Here is a 17,136-nt window from a genome sequence, read left to right on the forward strand (position 1 = left end):
CAGAGGATCACACCCCACCAGGTGTCCAGATCCATGGTCGGATCCTACGGTGCGCGGTGGATCCCCGTGCCGACCCACCCGGCACGCCAGGGCCCGGCAAAGTGGCGGGGCCGGGCGCCGCGCGCCCGGCCCCGCGCTCGCTACCTGGCCCCTCGGCGGTTGGTCGCCACCACCGCCGGGACCTGGCCGCCGTTGATGACGAACTGCGACCCCGGCTCGACGACGATGTCACCCGTCGCCGAGTCGCTGATCGTGACGTTCGTCAGCGTCGCGCTGCCGCGGGCACCGCCCATCGCGAGGATGCCGGCCCCGTTGTTGGACTTGTCGATCTTCACGTTCGTGATCGCCACGTTCGGGACCTGGCCGCCACCCGACTTGAACTGGATGCCGTCGTAGGTCGAGTCGTGGATCTCCGTGTCCCGCAGGGTCACCCCGGGGATGTCCTTGCCCTGCGCGAAGAACGTGATCGCCCCGAACTTCTGCTGCTCACCCCAGAACACGCCACCGCACCGGTACAGCGCGTTGTTCGCGATCAGCGTCTGACCGGAGAACGGCAGCGGGTCGTGGTCGGTCGCGAGCATGATGCCCGGGTAGTTCATCGTGTCGGAGATGAGGTTGTTCTCGATCTTGTTGCCGTAGCCGCCGTACACGGCGATCCCGTTGGCCCGCCACGGCAGCTGGATCGTGTTGTTGGTGAACACGTTGTCGTGCGCGATGTCCACCGACGGGTCCTTCACGTACTGGTTCGCCCACACGGCCAGCGAGTCGTCGCCGGTGGTGCGGAACGACGAGTTGAACACCGTCGAGTTCCGCGTGCCGTTGGTGAAGTTGATGCCGTCCGCGTAGGTGTCGCGGATCCGCATGCCGCTGAACTCCAGCCCGTCGGCAGGACCCCACAGCTCCGGCTTGTTGCTGTAGTCGCGGCCGACCCAGACACCGACGTTGGCGTGCTCGATCCACACGTTCGAGATCCGTGTGCCCGTGCCGAACCGCCCGTTGAGGCCGACGCCGCCCTCGGCGCCGCCGTCACCGCCGCGGATCCGGCCGGAACCGAAGATCGCGAGGTCGGAGATCTGGGTGTTCTTGTCGATGTCGAACCCGAAGTTGCCCTCGTGCGGGTGGTTGATGCCACCCGCGTCCTGCGGCTGGGTCAACGTGTACAGCTGCGAGTGCCACATGCCGGCGCCGCGGATGGTCACGTTGGAGATGCCGACCTGGTTGTACTGGCCACCGCCGTTGGGCACGGTCGGGTCGTCGGTCAGGATCTTCTGCTCCTGCCGCCACTGCCCGGCCGGGATCCACACGCAGGGGATGACGCCGTTCTGGTCGTCGGTGACCGCGCGCTGGATGGCGGCCGTGTCGTCGTTGCCGTCGTTCGGCACGGCGCCGTAGGCGGTGATGGACGTGCAGTTCGCCGGTTTGGGCAGCGGGTCGGCGACCTGCTCCAGGTCGATCAGGTCGATGACGTAGAACGACGCGTTGTCCCCGCTGTCGCGCTGCAGCCGGAACTTGGTGCCCGGCGGGTAGGACTGCGACAGCAGTGCGTGCGACTCGTCGAACAGCCGCCGCGCGTCGGCCTGCGGCGTGTTGGTCAGGCCCTCGGGGTCGTCGGTGGTGCCGTAGAGCCAGCTGTGTGTCGACGACAGCGTCAGCTTCCGCGCGAACGTGCCGTTGACGTACAGGCTCAGCGTGAAGTCCTGCCCGCCGCCACCGGCGGCGTCGGGCACCGAGTTGCGCACGACGATCGAGTTCGCCTGGTTCGTCGACGTGAACTCCACGTACTGGCCCTGGTTGGTCAGCCGCACCGACTCGCGACCGGACGACTCGGTCCCGAAGTTGGTGTGCCCGAAGGTGCGCAGCGGGTCGGCTTCGAGCAGCTGGCCCTGGTACTGCGCGGCTTCCGCCTCGTACTCGACGTACGGGACGGCCGCGCCGCGGCCCACCACGATCGCGCGGGAGAGCCCGTTGTTGGACTCGTTGGTCTCCGCGACGGCGTCGGTCGCGTCGGCGGTCGCGGTGAGGGTGGCGCCGCCGTTGGTGGCGGTCCAGGTGCCGGTCATCGCGACGTTGGCCGTGGCCCCGGCCGCGATCGCGCCCGTGTCGGTGGTGAGCGTGGTGTTCCCGGCGGTCAGCCGGGTCACCGACGTGCCCGCACCGCTCGTGCCGCGGTTGTGCACCGCGACGGTGAACGACACGGCCGCGCCGACCGCCGGGTTCGGCGGGTTCGACGTGATGCCGGTGACCCGCAGGTCCGGCCCCGGCGCCTGCGCGATCACGAGCGGCGTCGGCGAGGTGAACGTGTTGTTGGTGTCGTTCTGCTCGAGGACGGTGTTGGCCGGGTCGACGGTCGCGGCGACGGCGTAGCTGCCCTGCGGCCGGGTGCCCGCGGTGACGGTCACGGTGGCGGAGGCACCCGCGGCGAGCGCACCGACATCCGCGTCGCCGACGACGGTGCCGCCGAGGCTGACGTTCACGGTCGTGGCAGCGGCCGCGGCGGAACCGGAGTTCCGCACGGTCGCCGAGACCGCGATCTGGCTGGTCTCCGTCGGGTTCTCGGGGGTCCACGACGTGCCGGTGACGACGAGGTCGGGGTTCGGCGCCGGGGTGCCGATCACCTGGAACTCCGCGACCTGCCCGCCGGGCGCGCCGCTGTTGGCGAAGAACCGCAGCCGCACGTCCGCGGCCCGCCCACTGACCGGGATGGTCACCGTGTTCTGGTTGGTGGCCGGGTCGAAGCGGTAGTCGGCGCGCGCCTTCAGCGACGTGAACCCGGCCGCGCCCTGGTCACGGCCGAGAACCTCGACGTTCTGCGTGCGGGCACCCCAGATCGGGTCGGGGTTGAGCTTGACGACGACCTGTTCGAGATCGGCGTTGGCGCCGAGCTTCACGGTCAGCGTGTTCGGGTAGCCCGCCGCCGACTCCCAGTAGGTGCCGGTGTCGTTGTCGTTGGCGTTGGTGGCGACGAAGCTGTGCACGGTCGAGGAGGCCTCGATCGGCTTGCCCGCCGCGAGGTTCGCACCCGCGATGGGCCCGGCCCGCACGACGTGGTTGCTGTCGGCGGAGAGGTTGCCGGCCGCGTCACGCGCCCGCACGAAGTACTCGATCCGCGTGCCGGTCGGCCGGGTCTCGGTGAACGTGGTGCCGGTGACCGTGGTGACGGCGGTGCCGTCGCGGTAGACGGTGTAGCCGGTGACCCCGACGTCGTCGGTCGACGCGGCCCAGGACAGCCGGATCTGCCCGGCCCCGGGTTCGGTGAGCGCGAGGCCGGTCGGCGCGGTCGGTGCCTGCGTGTCCCCGCTGTCCGGCCCGTACAGCTCGAACTCTCCGACCTGCGCGGCGGGCCACTGCGTGTTCGCGGTGATGTCGAGCCGCACGTACCGGGCGGACCCGCTGACCGGGATGGTGACGGTGTTCGCGCTGGGGGAGAAGAGATAGCCCTTCGCGGCGGCGAGGTCGGTGAACGAGGTCCCGTTGTCGCTGCCGCGCACGGTGAGCGTCTGCGTGCGCGACTCCCAGGTGGCGGGCAGCTTCAGCACGATCCGGGTCAGTGCCCTGGTGGACCCGAGATCGGCCTGGATCCACTGCGGGAACGCGTGGTTGGCGGACTCCCAGTAGGTGGCCTGGTTCCCGTCGACCGCGTTCGAGACGGGGTAGCCGGGCAGGGCGCTGCTAGCCGACACCGCCCTGGTCAACGGCACGTCCGCGAGCGCGACCGGCCTGGGCTGGGGAACAGGACCGGCGGGCGGCCCGCCGGTGGAGGAGGAGATCCCGACGATCGAGAGCCCCACCACGAGGGCACCGGCCACAAGCCGGTGCAGGCGCATACGTGTCATGGCGTCTTCTCTTCTTTGAGACAGCAGGGTGGCCAGAGCTGTAAAGCAGCATGCAACAGCCGGTAGACCTCATGCAAGAACTTGACTCAAACAAGAAAAATTACGACTGCCATGGACGGCGCGTCCGGCGCGAGCTATCCACAGCCGCAACAGTTGTCCACAGCCCGCCGCGGCAACCCGGAAATGTCGGCCCCAACTGGTAGACTGGCAAGGCGGGTGGCCCCCCGGGATCGGGTGGGGTCGACGAGAGGGCAGGCCACCCCTCCATGCCAAACCACAACAAGCCAGAATCGTGAGCCCGGCGAGGACACCACGGCGAAACCGCCAGAGCTACGCGACCGGCCCCTGGTCGCTTTCCGAGGACGAACGCGCCGACAGCTCGTCGACGATCTCGATGGCCTCCACGTACCGGCCCACCGCCGACAACGCCTGCTCCAGGTTGCGCAGCGACAGCACGAGATCCCGCTCGTACCGCGACTGGTCCTCCTTGACCAGCTCACGCCGGATCTCGACGGCCTGCTCGATGAACGGCACACCCTCCTCGGACCGGCCCACCTTGTGCAGCACGGCCCCGTAGTTGTGCAGCGCCATCGCCTGGTCGCCCTCCCGGTCGCGCGGCAGCTTGCGCGCCAGGGCCGCGGCGTCGCGGAACGCGGGCAGCGCCTCGTCGAGGTCGCCGCGCTGGTGGCGCCAGAAGCCGAGCGACGTCAAAGCCGCGAACAGCACCGGCTCGAAGCGTTCCGGGTCGGTCGGGACCAGCGTGCGGAAGATGTCCACGGCCCCCGTCACCGACGACAGGGCCTCGTCGACCCGGTTCAGCTCGGCCAGCAGGTGTGCCTTGGTCAGCAGCGCGGCCGCCATGTTCGGCGCGTAGCGCAGCGGCTTGTCCTGGATGTGCTTGTTGCCGATCTGGATCGACTCGTCGAGCGCGGTCAGCGCCTCCTCGCGGCGGCCCGCCTCCGTCAGCCTGCGCGCGTAGTCGAGCAGCACCGACCCGACGTCGAAGTCGTGGCGCGACCAGCGGGCCGCGAGCCACCGCGTCAGCCGCAGCGTGAACTCGGCGTTGTCCACGTCCCGTGTGAGCCAGTCCTGGCGCTTCCTGCGCCAACGTCGACCGCGTCCCATGCCCACCCGCCCCAGTCCGGCTGCCTAGCGGGGCAGCAGACCGCGCACGAACGCGGCCTGCCCGGCGTGCTGCAGGTCGTCGGAGACGACGCTCAGCAGCCGGACGCCCAGCGTCACCGGCGGATCCCAGCGCTCGTCCACGATGCGCCCGAGATCATCGTCGGTGACCCCGGAAACGTACTCGACGGTGCGCGCGTGGGTCGCGTCGTGGTAGCCGAGCAGGAGGTTCGCAGGCACCCGGACCTTGCCGACGGTGGCCGCGTCGTGGCCGTAGCCGGTGTCGTGCGGGCCGAAGGGCAGCCCGAACCGGTCGGCCCATGCCGGCCAGGTCTCCTCGGTGCCCGCGACGTCCGCGACGTGATCGTCCTGGATGCGGGTCAGGTGCCACACCAGCCAGGCGATCGAGTTGGCCTCCGGCCCCGGCCGGTGGGTGAGCTGGTCTTCCGTGAGCCCCTCGACGGCGCCGTGGACGACCTCCTTGATCCGTCCGAACGCGTCGGTGAGCAACTCCGCACTCGTCACGGGAACGACGTTACGCCGTCCGTGACCGGCTCACATGGCCGGTCGTCGCACCACGGTGACCGCTGGGCGTTACGCCGGGACGTATGGCCCTGCCGAAGTGCTCCGTGTTCATTGGCCGCACCGATCCGACCTCCTGTCGAGGACACGGGCGGGACGCCCGTCCCGGATGGAGACTGAAGGCGTGTGGCGGACGACCGTGGGGAGCGGACGATGACGTCGTTGGACGGGCGAGCAGTGGTGGTGACCGGGGCCGGGCAAGGGCTGGGGCGCGCGTTCGCACGCCATGCGGCCGCGGCGGGCGCCGCGGTCGTGGTCAACGACGTCGACGAGGGCCTCGCGAACGAGACGGCCGCGCTGATCACCGCGAGCGGCGGCGCCGCGGTCGTGAGCGCCCACTCGGTGGCCGACGCCGACGAGGCGCGGGCGCTCGTCGACCTGTGCGTCGCCGAGTACGGCAGGCTTGACGGGCTCGTCAACAACGCCGGGCTGAACTACGCGGTGCTGCCGTGGGACGAGGACGCCCGTCTGGCCAAGGAACTGGTCGAGGTCAACCTCCTCGGCGTCATCTACACGGGGCTCGCCGCGATGCGGGTCATGGGCCGCGACGGGTCGATCGTCAACATCTCCTCCGGCGCGTTACTCGGGCAGCGGGCTCGCGGCACCTACGCCGCCACCAAGGGCGCGGTCGCGTCGCTGACCTACTCGTGGGCGCTCGACCTCGAGGTCGCGGGCATCCGGGTCAACGCGGTGTGCCCGCTCGCCCGCACCCGCATGGTGCTCGGCTGCGAACGATCGTTGCGCAACTGCCCGCCCGACCGCACCCCGGAGCGGGTCGCACCGCTGGTCACGTTCCTGCTCGGGGACCGCTCGCGCGGCGTCACCGGGCAGGTGATCCGGTGCAACGGGCCGCAGCTGCACATCGTCGGCCAGCCCTTCTTCAAGGCGCCCGTGCTGGAACGCGACAACTGGGACGACGAGAGCGTCGAGCGGGCGTTCGACGAGGTGTTCGCCGCGCACCTGGAGCCGTACGGGCTCGAGAAGCGGCTGCCGCCGACGCTGCGTGAATGGCTGGAGCCCGCGCACGTGCCCGTGGACTTCGACGACCGGGCCGCCGTCGGCGAGAACTGACCGGCCGCCGGCTACCTCACGCGCCTCCTCGGGGCCTGCCGGACCTGAGAATTCCGAAACTTCCGAAATTCTTTTTGTTGACCGGAAATTGTGCCGTGCCTTAGCGTTTTCGCGAAGCCAGAACAATTCGGGGCGAAAATTTCGGAATTCGGGAGGGCGTATGCGCGGGCGTGTCGTCGTCGGTCTCGTGGCTGTGCTGGTGGCCGCTCTCGTCGTTGTGGCGCAAGGGGTTGGCAACCAGGCCGCCGGGTCGCCGGTCGCGGCCGGGAACTGGGTCAACACGTGGACGTCCATGCCGCAGCTCACCGAACCGGGAAACATGCCACCGCCGCCGTTCACACAGGACGGGCTCGTCATGGCGGACACGACGTTGCGGCAGACCGTGCGGGTGACGGTCGGCGGCCCGAATCTGCGCCTGCGGTTCTCCAACGCCTTCGGCGGCACCGCACTGCCGATCACCGCCGCGTCGGTCGCGCTGCCCGCCGGCGGCCGGGCCGGGGTGGCGGCCATCGAACCGGGCTCGGCGCGGGCGGTGCGTTTCAACGGACGGGCGTCGACCACGATTCCCGTTGGCGCGCAAGTGGTGTCGGATCCGCTGGCCTTTCCCCTCGCGCCGCGGACGAACCTGACCGTCACGATCTACCTGCGGCGTGGCCAGGCGTCGAACAACATCACGTCACACCCGGGCTCCCGGACCACCTCGCACCTCGTGGCGGGCAACCACGTCACCGATCCCGACCTGCCGGGCGCGACGCCGACGGACCACTGGTACTTCCTGTCCGGCGTCGAGGTGCTGGGCCCGCGCGACACCGCGGCCGTGGTGATGCTCGGCGACTCGCTGACCGACGGCCGCGGCTCCACCACCAACGGCAACGACCGCTGGCCCGACCGGTTCGCCGACCGCCTCCGGCACCTCGCCGTGCTGAACCAGGCGGCGGGCGGCAACCGCGTGCTCAACGACGGCCTCGGCCCCAACGCGCTGGCCCGCCTCGACCGGGACGTCCTCGCGCAGAGCGGGGCCGAGTGGCTGATCGTGTTCGAGGGCGTCAACGACATCGGCACCGCGGCGGCCACTCCGGAGGCGCAGCACCAGGTCGCGGCCGACCTGATCGCCGCGTACGAACAGATCGTGGTCCGCGCGCACGCGCAGGGCATCGAGATCTTCGGCGCGACGCTCCTTCCCTTCGGCGGCAACACCTCCTACGACGACCCGGCCGGCCACCGCGAAGCCGCGCGACAGACCGTGAACCACTGGATCCGGACGAGCCGCGTCTTCGACGCCGTCATCGACTTCGACAGGGTCGCCCGCGACCCGGCCGCACCGGGACAACTGCTCCCGGCCTACGACACCGGCGACCACCTGCACCTCAACCCGACCGGGTACCGCGCCCTCGCGGACGCGGTCCCGGCCAGGCTGTTCACGCGGCGGTGAACACGTAACTCCCCGAAGGCACGTAGAAACCACCGTCGACCGGCACCGCTTCCGGCGGGTACGACGTCACCGTGCCCGGTACGCGGACCGTCGCCCACGTGCCCGCCGGAACCGTCACGCGCAGCGTCAGTACGCCGTCCGATGTGGACCAGTCGCTCTTCGCGGTGCCGTGCGGTGTCTCGTAGGTGGCGCTCGCCGAGGTGAGGCCGCCGCCGGGACGCGGTGCGATCAGCAGCGACCCGTACCCGGGACTGGCCGGGGCGAGACCGGCCACCTGCCGGTACAGGAAGTCGCCGACCGAGCCCATGCCGTAGTGGTTGAAGGAGTTCATGTCCGGGTCGTTGAACGAGCCGTCCGGTCGGATACCGTCCCACCGCTCCCAGATCGTGGTCGCGCCACGGCTGTTCATGTAGCCCCAGCCGGGGAAGTCCGGCTGCAGCAGGATCTCGTACGCCGTGTCGACGTGCCCGTGCTCGGCCAGCACCGGCAGCAGGTTCTCCACGCCGAGGAAGCCCACCGACAGGTGACCGCCGGTCGACGCGACCTTCGCGGCCAGCTTGTCGGCCGCCGGCTGCCGCAGTGACGGCGGCAGCAACCCGAACGCCAGCGCCACCACGTACCCGGTCTGCGAGTTCGACCCGATCGTGCCGTCCGCGCGGACGAACCGGCCGGTGAACGCCGCGGCCACGTCGTCGGCGAGCGCGCCATACGAGGCGGCCTCTGAAGCACGCCCGGTCGCCGCCGCCATGCGGGACACCAGCCGCGCCGACCACGAGAAGAACGCGGTCGACAGCACGTCCTGCGGGGTGTTGTCGTTGACGTTGAGCCAGTCCCCGAACGTCCACTGGTCACGGATCAGGTCCGCGCCCGACGTCGAACGCAGGTAGTCCACCCACTTCGCCATCGCCGCGAAGTGCTCGTCGATCACGTCCGTGTCGCCGTAACGCTGCCACAGCGTGTACGGCACGATCACGCCAGCGTCGCCCCATCCTGCGTGGCCGGCGCCGTCGATCACGGCCGGTGCCACGTCGGTGAACGCGCCGTCCGCGCGCTGCGCGTCGACGAGGTCGTCGGCGAACTTGGCGAGAAAGTTCCGCGCGGCCAGGTTGAACGTGGACGTGCCCGCGAAGATCGCGATGTCGCCGGTCCACCCCAGCCGCTCGTCGCGCTGCGGGCAGTCGGTCGGGATCGACAGCATGTTGGACCGCGTGCCCCAGACGATGTTGTGCTGCAACTGGTTCACGAGCGGGTTCGACGTCGTCAGCGTGCCCGGCTGCCCGCCGGACGCCCACGCCGCGCGACCGGTCACCGTGTCCGCGGTCGGCGCCTCCGTCAGCCCGGTGACCTCGACGTACCGGTAGCCGTGCACGGTGAACCTCGGCTCCCACGTCTCCACACCGCCGTTGCCCTCAAGGGTGTACCGGTCGGTGACCTGGGCGGCACGCAGGTTCGCCGTGTAGATCGTGCCGTCGGGGTTGAGCACCTCCGCGTGCCGCATCGTGACGGTCGTGCCCGCCGGTCCGCGCACGGCGAGCCGGTTCCAGCCGGTGAAGTTCTGGCCGAGGTCGAACACCCACACATCCGGTTTCGGTTGCGTGATCGCGACCGGCCGGAACTCCTGCTGCACGGTCACCCCGTTGTCCACCTGGGACACCAGGTTCGGCAGCGGGTCGGTGCGGACGGCAGGCGCCGCCCACGTGCTGTCGTCGAAACCCGGAGCGTCCCAACCGGACACCGCGAGCCGCGCGTCGTAGGTCTCGCCGTGGTACAGGTCGTCGGCGCGGATCGGGCTCGCCGCGACCTTCCACGTCTCGTCGGTGCCGAGCACGGATGTCGTGCCGTCGGTGTGGGTGACCACCAGCTGTGCCGAGTACCACGGCCGGGTGCCGTAGTACTGGTTGCCCGCCATGCCGAGGCTGCCCGAGTACCAGCCGTTGCCGAGCCACGCACCGAGCGCGTTCGCACCCTGCCTGATCGTGTCCGTCACGTCGTGCACCGTGTACTGCAAGCGTTTGCGGTAGTCGGTCCAGCCGGGTGCGAGCACGTCCGCGCCGACCTTCTCGCCGTTGAGCCGGGTCTCGTGCAGGCCGAGCGCGGTGGTCATCAGGCGCGCCCGGGCCACCGGCTTGGTGACGCTGAACCCCTTGCGCAGCAACGGCGCCGGTTGCGTGACCCGCACGTTGGCGCCCCACGGACCGGTGCCGTACGCGGCGAGCGCACGCGCGGCGGGCCACGGACTGTCGTCGAACCCCGGCCGCTCCCAGCCGGGCAGCCCGCTCTGGCTCGCCTTCCACCCGCCGTCGGTCACGACGTGCTGTCCACCGTGGACAGCCAGGACCCCGACCACACCGGCGGGGGACTGTGTGGTGTTCTCCGCACGGACCGCGAGCACGTTCGGCCCCGCGGCGAGCGGTACCTCGACCACGGCAGCGCTCTTCCACGAGTCCGTCACCCGAGGCGACGAGGTGACCTGCGTGCCGTTGACCCACACGTCGGCGGTGTCGTCACCGGTGATCACCAGCGTGGCGCGGCCCGCGGCCGGGACGTCGACCGTGCGCCGGAAGTAGCGCGTCGACGGCGGCACCCCGGCGACCGGATCACCCTCGGGGTACCAGATCCAGCGCGCACCGGAGAGCGACGGCGCGACGGGTTCCTGCCCGATGAAGTCGGCAGTCCAGGCTTCTGGCGCGGTCTCGAACGAGTACACCGGGCTCCAGTCACCCGCCCGCCCCTGGCCGTCCCACACCCGGACACGCCACGTGTACCGGGTGAGCGGGGCGAGCGCGGGCCCGCCGTAGGTGACGTCGGCGCGGGTGCCGGACACGACGCGGCCGCTGTCCCACACCACGCCCGCCGGGCCCGACACCGTGAGCCGGTAGGCGGCCTGGCGCTGTTGCGGTGCGGAAGCCGTGAGCTGCCAACCGAAACGCGGCTTCGCGGTGTCGACGCCGAGCGGGTCGGCGCGGTGCTCGACCGTGCCCTCGGTGACGCGCAGCGGCGAGCCCGTGTCCTCCGGGGCCAGGACGTCCTGGTGCCAGGGCGCGATCCCGTAGGCGCCCAGGTCCTGGGCGGCCACCCAGGTGCCCTGCTGCCAGTCGGCGGGCGCGGTCCGGCTGGCCTGCCAGCCCGCGCCGGTGACGAGGTCGGTAGTGCCGCCCGCGGTGACGATCCGGCCGCGGCCGATCAGGCCCGCCGGTGAGGTGGCCGTGTTGCGGACGGCGACCGCGATCGTGTTGGCGCCGGGAAGGAGCGCGGGCCGCAGGTCGACAAGGATCGACTGGCGCCACGAGTGGTCGCGGCGCGGGGAGCCTGCGAGTGGCGTGCCGTTGAGCCACACGTCGACGGTGTCGTCGCCGGTGACCACGAACGTGGCGTCGGAGACGGCGCCGGGCGCGACGGTGAAGGTGGTGCGGAAGAAGCGGTGCCCTTCCGGGGCGGAGGTGCGTGGGTTCCCCTCGGGGAACCAGATCCAGTGCGCACCGGCGAGGCCGGGCGGCGCGGCGGCCGCGGGCGGCACGCCGACCACGGCGAGGACGAGGGTCGTGACGAGGACGGGGACGAGTGAGCGGCGGCTGTTCCGGGGCATGGCAGGGCTCCCACCGAGCGAACCGACGTGGCAGGGGATTTAAACGTTTCACAACCCGGGTCGAGACAACTGTAACCAGTCGGTCACGCAGTGGCAACGCCCGAACGGCGGCAACCGCACCGAAGGGGCGGTCGCGGCGTGCCGAAGGGGGCCTTTGCGTGTCAGCCGAGGTCGTCGGTGGCGAAGGTGTCGCAGCGGTTCGGGTCGCCGGTCTCGTAGCCGATCGTGTACCACTTCTGGCGCTGCGCCGAGGAGCCGTGCGTGAACTGGGTCGTGTCGACGGACCCACCGCCCAGTTCCTTCTGGATGTAGTCGTCGCCGATGCGGGAGGCGGCGTCGAGCGCGGCGGCGATGTCCTCCCGCGTCACCTCGGTGATCAGCGGCTCGCCGGTCTCGGTCGGGGTGGTGGTCGCGTGGTTGGCCCACGCGCCCGCGTAGCAGTCGGCCTGCAGTTCGAGCCGCACGGAACCCGACTTCGGTCCGCTGGCGTTGCCGACCTGGCGTGACGTGCCGAGCAGGTTCTGCACGTGGTGGCCGTACTCGTGCGCGAGGATGTACCCCTCGACGAACGGTCCGCCCTGCGCGCCGAACTTGCTCTCCATCTCCTGGAAGAACGTCAGGTCGATGTACACCTCGGCGTCGGCGGGGCAGTAGAACGGCCCGGTCGCCGACGTCGCGCTGCCGCAGCCGCCGGTCTGCACGCCGCCGGAGAAGAAGTTCGTCTCCGCTTCCTGGTACCCGTCGAGGCGGCTGGTCCAGAAGCTCTGGATCGAGTTGATGAACGCGACCGCGCGGCAGTCCGCTTCGCGGTTGGCGTCGGCGCCCGTCTTGCACCGCTCGGCGAGCGACGACGAGCCGACCTGCTCACCCTGGCCGATGTCGCCGAACCCGGGTGGCAGCGCCGTGCCGCCGCCACCGCCGAACTGGGAGATCACGAAGTAGAGGACGAGCCCGAGGATGCCGAGCCCGCCACCGCCCGCTGCGATGCGCCCGCCCATCCCGCGCTGGTCGGTGACCTGCGACGTGTCGAGGTCCGCACCCTCGTTGAATCTCACCCGCAAATGCTCGCACGCGCGCCCGGCATCGGCACGGTCACCGCGCGGCCGGGGTTGACATGAAACCAAATGGTTTCCTATCCTCGGTCGTGTGGAACGGGTTTTCAAGGCGTTGGCGGATCCGACGCGCCGGGAGCTGCTCGACGAGCTGTTCCGGCGCGACGGGCAGTCGCTGAACGCGCTGGCGAGCCGGTTCGCGATGACGAGGGTGGCCGTGGCCAAGCACCTCCGCCTGCTCGAGGAGGCCGGCCTGGTCGTGTCGGACCGGCGTGGTCGGGAGAAGCTGCACTTCCTGAACCCCGTGCCGATCCGCCTCCTCCACGACCGCTGGGTCAGCAAGTACACCGAGACGTGGGCCGCGGGCCTCGTCGACCTGAAACGACATCTGGAGGCAGACGTGGAGAAGGTGTTCGAGATCTTCATCCGCACGACGCCGCAGCGGCTGTGGGAGGCGATCACCGATCCCGCGACCCGGGCGCGGTTCCAGTTCGGCGCGCGCGTCGAGTCGGACTGGGCCGTGGGTTCTGCCTACCGGGTCTCCCACGCCGGGGCAGGCGGGTTGATCGAGGGTGAGAACCTCGAGGTCGACCCGCCCCGGCGGCTCGTGCAGAGCTACCACGCCATCTGGGACGACGACATCGCCGCCCAGGGCACCAGCCGGGTGACGTGGGAGATCGAGGAGGTCGGCGACAGCTGCCGGCTCGTCGTCCGGCACGACCAACTCGCGGCCGACGCCGACGACCACCTCTACGGCGGCTGGCCGATGATCCTGTCCGGGCTCAAGACCTGGCTGGAGACCGGCACCGAACTGACCACACCGGGATCGCTCATGTATGGAGGCGAACAACCATGACCACCACGAAGCTGGACAAGACGTTCACCGCGACACTGCTCAAAAGCCCCAGCAAGGGTGGCTGGACCTACGTCGTCATGCCGGGCTCCGCCGAGTTCTTCGGCGCCCGCGGCCTGGTGAAGGTCCGTGGCCGCGTCGACGGCGAACCGTTCCGGGGCTCGTTCATGGCACTCGGCGACGGCACGCACAAGCTCGCGTTCGACGCCGAGACCCGTGCCCGCATCGGCAAGCAGGCCGGCGACACCGTCACCGTCACCCTCGACGAGCGGATCGCCCGATGAGCGCGAAGGTCATCACCGGCGTCCGGACCGTCAGCGTGCCCGTCGACGACCAGGAGCAGGCGCTGCGGTTCTACGTCGACACGCTCGGCTTCACCGTCGTGCGCGACGGGCCGATCCCGACGGGGCGGTGGATCGAGCTGGCACCCGGCGGTGACGACGGTGTCGTCGTCACCCTGGACCAGGCCACCGCGGACGTCACCCGCGGCCCGATCATGATCCGCTTCACCACCGATGACGCGGCTGCGGCGCACGCCGCCCTCACCGCCGCGGGTGTCGACACCGACGAGGTCCTCGCCTGGCCGGGCGTGCCGGCGATGTTCGCCTTCCGCGACCCCGACGGCAACGCCTTCTCCATCACCGAGACCTGACGCCCGTCAGGTTGATGGCGCCGACGGGGTTGTCCGGGTAACCGCGCAGGTTGAGGGCGCGCCCGGCCCGCGCGACGGTCATGTTCTCGACGCTGATGCTCGACGTGGCTGAAGCCGCCGCGCACGGAGTCGGTCTTGAAGCGGAGCGCGGTGTCCAGGTCGGGGCTGCTCAGGGCTGCACGAAACTCGGCCGCAGGTACGCACCGCCCGCGCGAATGCGATCGTGCGGGCGGTGACACCGTCGCCTTTCGCGCCGAAACGGGTGACCGGAAAGTACCTGCGAGGAAATGGCGGCGGCCGCACACGCCGCGCGATGTCGTCCGCCCGTGCCCACGGGTCGGCCGGGCACCTCCGAAATTCTCGAACTCCCGTCGAACGGGTCGAAGCGCGCGTCGAACGAGCGCGGTCGTCCGGTGCGTCCGGCCAAGAAAGGGCTTGCCTCGGTCGCGCAAGTGGTTGAACCAATGTGCCGGCCACTATTGACGGCCGGGAGAGATCCGATGTTCACTGGGCCGGAACCGGTTCCGCGAACGCGTCACCCTTCTCCCTGCCTTGGAAGGAACGCCCATGCACAACTCTGACCTGACCCGGCGCAGACGCCGGTGGGGTGCCGCCGGGCTGGCCCTGGCGACCGTCGCCACCGGGCTGGTGGTGGTCGCCGCGTCACCGGCGGCGGCCGCGGTGCTGCCCAACGGGTTCCGGAGCGTCGGCTACCTGCCGTCGTGGTCCGGAAGCGTGAACAGCGTCCAGTACAACAAGCTGACGCACGTCAACTACGCCTTCGCGCTGCCGAACGCGAACGGCACGTTGCAGGCCATCCCCGACCCGGGCAAGCTGTCGTCGCTGGTGAGCCTGGGGCACAGCAACAACGTCAAGGTCTCGCTGGCGATCGGCGGCTGGAACGACGGCAACGACTCCGCGTTCGAGGCGCTGGCGGCGAACGCCACGTCACGCACCACGTTCGTCAACAGCGTGGTCAACGTGGTGAACCAGTACAACCTCGACGGCGTCGACATCGACTGGGAGTACCCGGACCCGTACGCCTCGGGAACCAACTTCACCGCGTTGATGCAGCAGCTGTCGTCGGCGATGCACAGCCGGGGCAAGCTGCTCACCGCGGCGGTGGTGTCCGGCGGCGGCACCGCCGAGGGCGTGCAGACACCGGTGTTCGGCTACGTCGACTGGCTCAACATCATGGCCTACGACGGTGGCAGCCCGCACGCGAACTACGACTGGTCCATCCAGTCGGCGAACTACTGGAAGGGCCGCGGCCTCCCGGCGAGCAAGACGGTGCTCGGTGTGCCGTTCTACAGCCGCCCGGGCTACTACACCTACAGCCAGCTCGTGGCGATGGACCCGGCGAACGCGAACCGCGACTGCGTCTCGGTCGGCGGCGCGCAGCAGTGCTACAACGGCATCCCCACGATCAAACGCAAAACCCAGTGGGCGATGGCGAACGCGGGCGGGATCATGAACTGGGAGCTGTCGCAGGACACGGGCGGCAGCACGTCGCTCGTGAGCGCGATCTACGAGGTCGCCACGGGAGGCGGCAACCCGCCTGCCGGTCGCACCGGTCCGATCACCGGCATCGGCGGCAAGTGCGTCGACGTCGCGGGCGCCAACTCCGCCAACGGGACGGCGGTCCAGCTGTGGACGTGCAACGGGACGAACGCGCAGAGCTGGACGGTCGGTGCCGACGGCACGTTGCGGGCACTGGGCAAGTGCATGGACGTCACGGCCGCCGGCACCGCGAACGGCACGGTGGTCCAGTTGTACGACTGCAACGGGACGGGCGCGCAGCAGTGGCAGGCACAGTCGAACGGGACGCTGCGGAACCCGGCGTCGGGCCGCTGCCTGGACGCGACGGGTCCGAGTTCCGCGGACGGGACACGCCTGCAGATCTGGGACTGCTTCGGCGGCAGCAACCAGGTGTGGCGGCTCCCGGCCTGAGGTGAGAGCGGCCTCCGGCCCCCGGAAACCAGCGTACCGGCGGGCACCGACGGGGATCGGCCTCGTGGGGCGGGGTTGTGGACAACATGCCGCGTTGTGGACAACCCGGCTCCGGGCGAGGTCGGTGCCAGCAACGATGTCTGTGCACCGTGAGAGGCTGGTGACCGGGGGCCGGAGGCCAACGCCAGGCACCGAAACCGTCAGCGGAGCAGCCGCGGCGGGACCGCGGGTGATCACCCGCGCCGGGCGGGGACGGAGAAGTGCCAGCCGTCGGACCGCAACCGCGGGATGACCGCCGCGACCGCCTCGACGGTCTGGGTGCGGTCGCCGCCGCCATCGTGCAGCAGGACCACCGCGCCCCGGCTGACGCCCGTCAGGATGCGGTCGACGAGCACGTCGGTGCCCGGTGGCTCCCAGTCGCCGATCGCCAGTCGCCAGCCGAGTGGCTGCATGCCCATCGCGGCGGCGACCTCCGGGCTCTGGCCCCACGCGCCGTAGGGTGCGCGGAAATACGGGATCCGCGCCCAGGGCACCGCGGCACGGATCGCGGCGTTGGTCGCCTCGAGGTCCGCGCGGATCGCCTCCGGCGACCACGTCGACAGGTCGTCGTGGTTGAGCGAGTGGTTGCACAGGATGTGACCGTCGGACACGATCTGGCGGACCAGCGCGGGATGCTGCCGCGCGTGCTCGCCCCACAGGCAGAAGACCGCGCGGACATGGTTGCGCCGCAACAGTTTCAGCAGCTCGGGCGTGTTGCGCGGGTCGGGTCCGTCGTCGAACGTGAGGGCCACCGACTGGCCGCCGTCGCGCGTCGAGTCCACTATGGACGGAGTGGGTGGCGCATGTCGTTCGGCCTGGGCGGGGGTCACGCCGAGCGTCAACAGGGGAACGAGGACAAGACCGAGGGTTCGTGCGGCGGACACACCGTGCTCCCGTCTGTCGCGACGACGATGAATTCCGGAAGTTTCGAAACAATTCCGGAATTGAATGTAGAGATATTCGC

The 17,136-nt window shown here is 70.5% G+C and carries 12 protein-coding genes; 6 read left to right on the plus strand and 6 right to left on the minus strand.

Translation table 11 applies throughout. The annotated features are described in order from the left end of the window. Positions 1–140: 140 nt before the first annotated feature. The 3 genes from ACIBVP_RS19480 to ACIBVP_RS19490 form a co-directional block, all read right to left on the minus strand. On the minus strand, positions 141–3,833 hold the full coding sequence (locus ACIBVP_RS19480; RefSeq protein ID WP_396107555.1) for a CARDB domain-containing protein: 3,693 nt from the start codon (positions 3,831–3,833) through the stop codon (positions 141–143). Positions 3,834–4,163: 330 nt separating this feature from the next. Then, a complete protein-coding gene (locus ACIBVP_RS19485; RefSeq protein WP_396107556.1) occupies positions 4,164–4,958 on the minus strand; it encodes a tetratricopeptide repeat protein in 795 nt (264 codons plus the stop codon). A gap of 24 nt (positions 4,959–4,982) precedes the next feature. After that, a complete protein-coding gene (locus ACIBVP_RS19490; protein WP_396107557.1) occupies positions 4,983–5,480 on the minus strand; it encodes a DUF664 domain-containing protein in 498 nt (165 codons plus the stop codon). 210 nt (positions 5,481–5,690) lie between these two features. Between ACIBVP_RS19490 and ACIBVP_RS19495 the strand changes: the two genes are divergently transcribed. Further along, on the plus strand, positions 5,691–6,608 hold the full coding sequence (locus ACIBVP_RS19495; RefSeq protein ID WP_396107558.1) for an SDR family NAD(P)-dependent oxidoreductase: 918 nt from the start codon (positions 5,691–5,693) through the stop codon (positions 6,606–6,608). 160 nt (positions 6,609–6,768) lie between these two features. Beyond that, the gene (locus ACIBVP_RS19500; RefSeq protein WP_396107559.1) at positions 6,769–8,040 is read left to right on the plus strand and encodes an SGNH/GDSL hydrolase family protein; all 1,272 of its coding nucleotides are present in this window, start codon (positions 6,769–6,771) and stop codon (positions 8,038–8,040) included. Here the strand turns inward: ACIBVP_RS19500 and ACIBVP_RS19505 are convergent. Further along, on the minus strand, positions 8,027–11,626 hold the full coding sequence (locus ACIBVP_RS19505) for a family 78 glycoside hydrolase catalytic domain (protein ID WP_396107560.1): 3,600 nt from the start codon (positions 11,624–11,626) through the stop codon (positions 8,027–8,029). The two genes, ACIBVP_RS19500 and ACIBVP_RS19505, sit on opposite strands and share 14 nt — an antisense overlap. Before the next feature lie 161 nt (positions 11,627–11,787). Then, the gene (locus tag ACIBVP_RS19510) at positions 11,788–12,681 is read right to left on the minus strand and encodes a neutral zinc metallopeptidase (protein ID WP_396107561.1); all 894 of its coding nucleotides are present in this window, start codon (positions 12,679–12,681) and stop codon (positions 11,788–11,790) included. 91 nt (positions 12,682–12,772) lie between these two features. Here ACIBVP_RS19510 and ACIBVP_RS19515 point away from each other — a divergent pair, with 91 nt between their 5' ends. From ACIBVP_RS19515 to ACIBVP_RS19530, 4 genes are all read left to right on the plus strand, one after another. After that, positions 12,773–13,534 carry an ArsR/SmtB family transcription factor gene (locus ACIBVP_RS19515; protein WP_396107562.1) on the plus strand — a complete coding sequence of 254 codons (762 nt, stop codon included), beginning with the start codon at positions 12,773–12,775 and terminating at the stop codon, positions 13,532–13,534. Further along, positions 13,531–13,815 carry a DUF1905 domain-containing protein gene (locus tag ACIBVP_RS19520; RefSeq protein WP_396107563.1) on the plus strand — a complete coding sequence of 95 codons (285 nt, stop codon included), beginning with the start codon at positions 13,531–13,533 and terminating at the stop codon, positions 13,813–13,815. The genes ACIBVP_RS19515 and ACIBVP_RS19520 overlap by 4 nt, the downstream gene beginning before the upstream one ends. Further along, positions 13,812–14,183, plus strand: coding sequence for a VOC family protein (locus ACIBVP_RS19525; RefSeq protein ID WP_396107564.1), 372 nt, complete (start codon positions 13,812–13,814; stop codon positions 14,181–14,183). The genes ACIBVP_RS19520 and ACIBVP_RS19525 overlap by 4 nt, the downstream gene beginning before the upstream one ends. A 567-nt stretch (positions 14,184–14,750) precedes the next feature. Further along, a complete protein-coding gene (locus ACIBVP_RS19530) occupies positions 14,751–16,133 on the plus strand; it encodes a glycosyl hydrolase family 18 protein (RefSeq protein WP_396107565.1) in 1,383 nt (460 codons plus the stop codon). Positions 16,134–16,366: 233 nt separating this feature from the next. Here the strand turns inward: ACIBVP_RS19530 and ACIBVP_RS19535 are convergent, their stop codons facing one another. Beyond that, on the minus strand, positions 16,367–17,056 hold the full coding sequence (locus ACIBVP_RS19535; RefSeq protein ID WP_396107566.1) for a polysaccharide deacetylase family protein: 690 nt from the start codon (positions 17,054–17,056) through the stop codon (positions 16,367–16,369). Between the last annotated feature and the right edge of the window lie 80 nt (positions 17,057–17,136).

The sequence above is a fragment of the Actinophytocola sp. NPDC049390 genome, assembly GCF_044466355.1.
Lineage (GTDB): Bacteria > Actinomycetota > Actinomycetes > Mycobacteriales > Pseudonocardiaceae > Actinophytocola.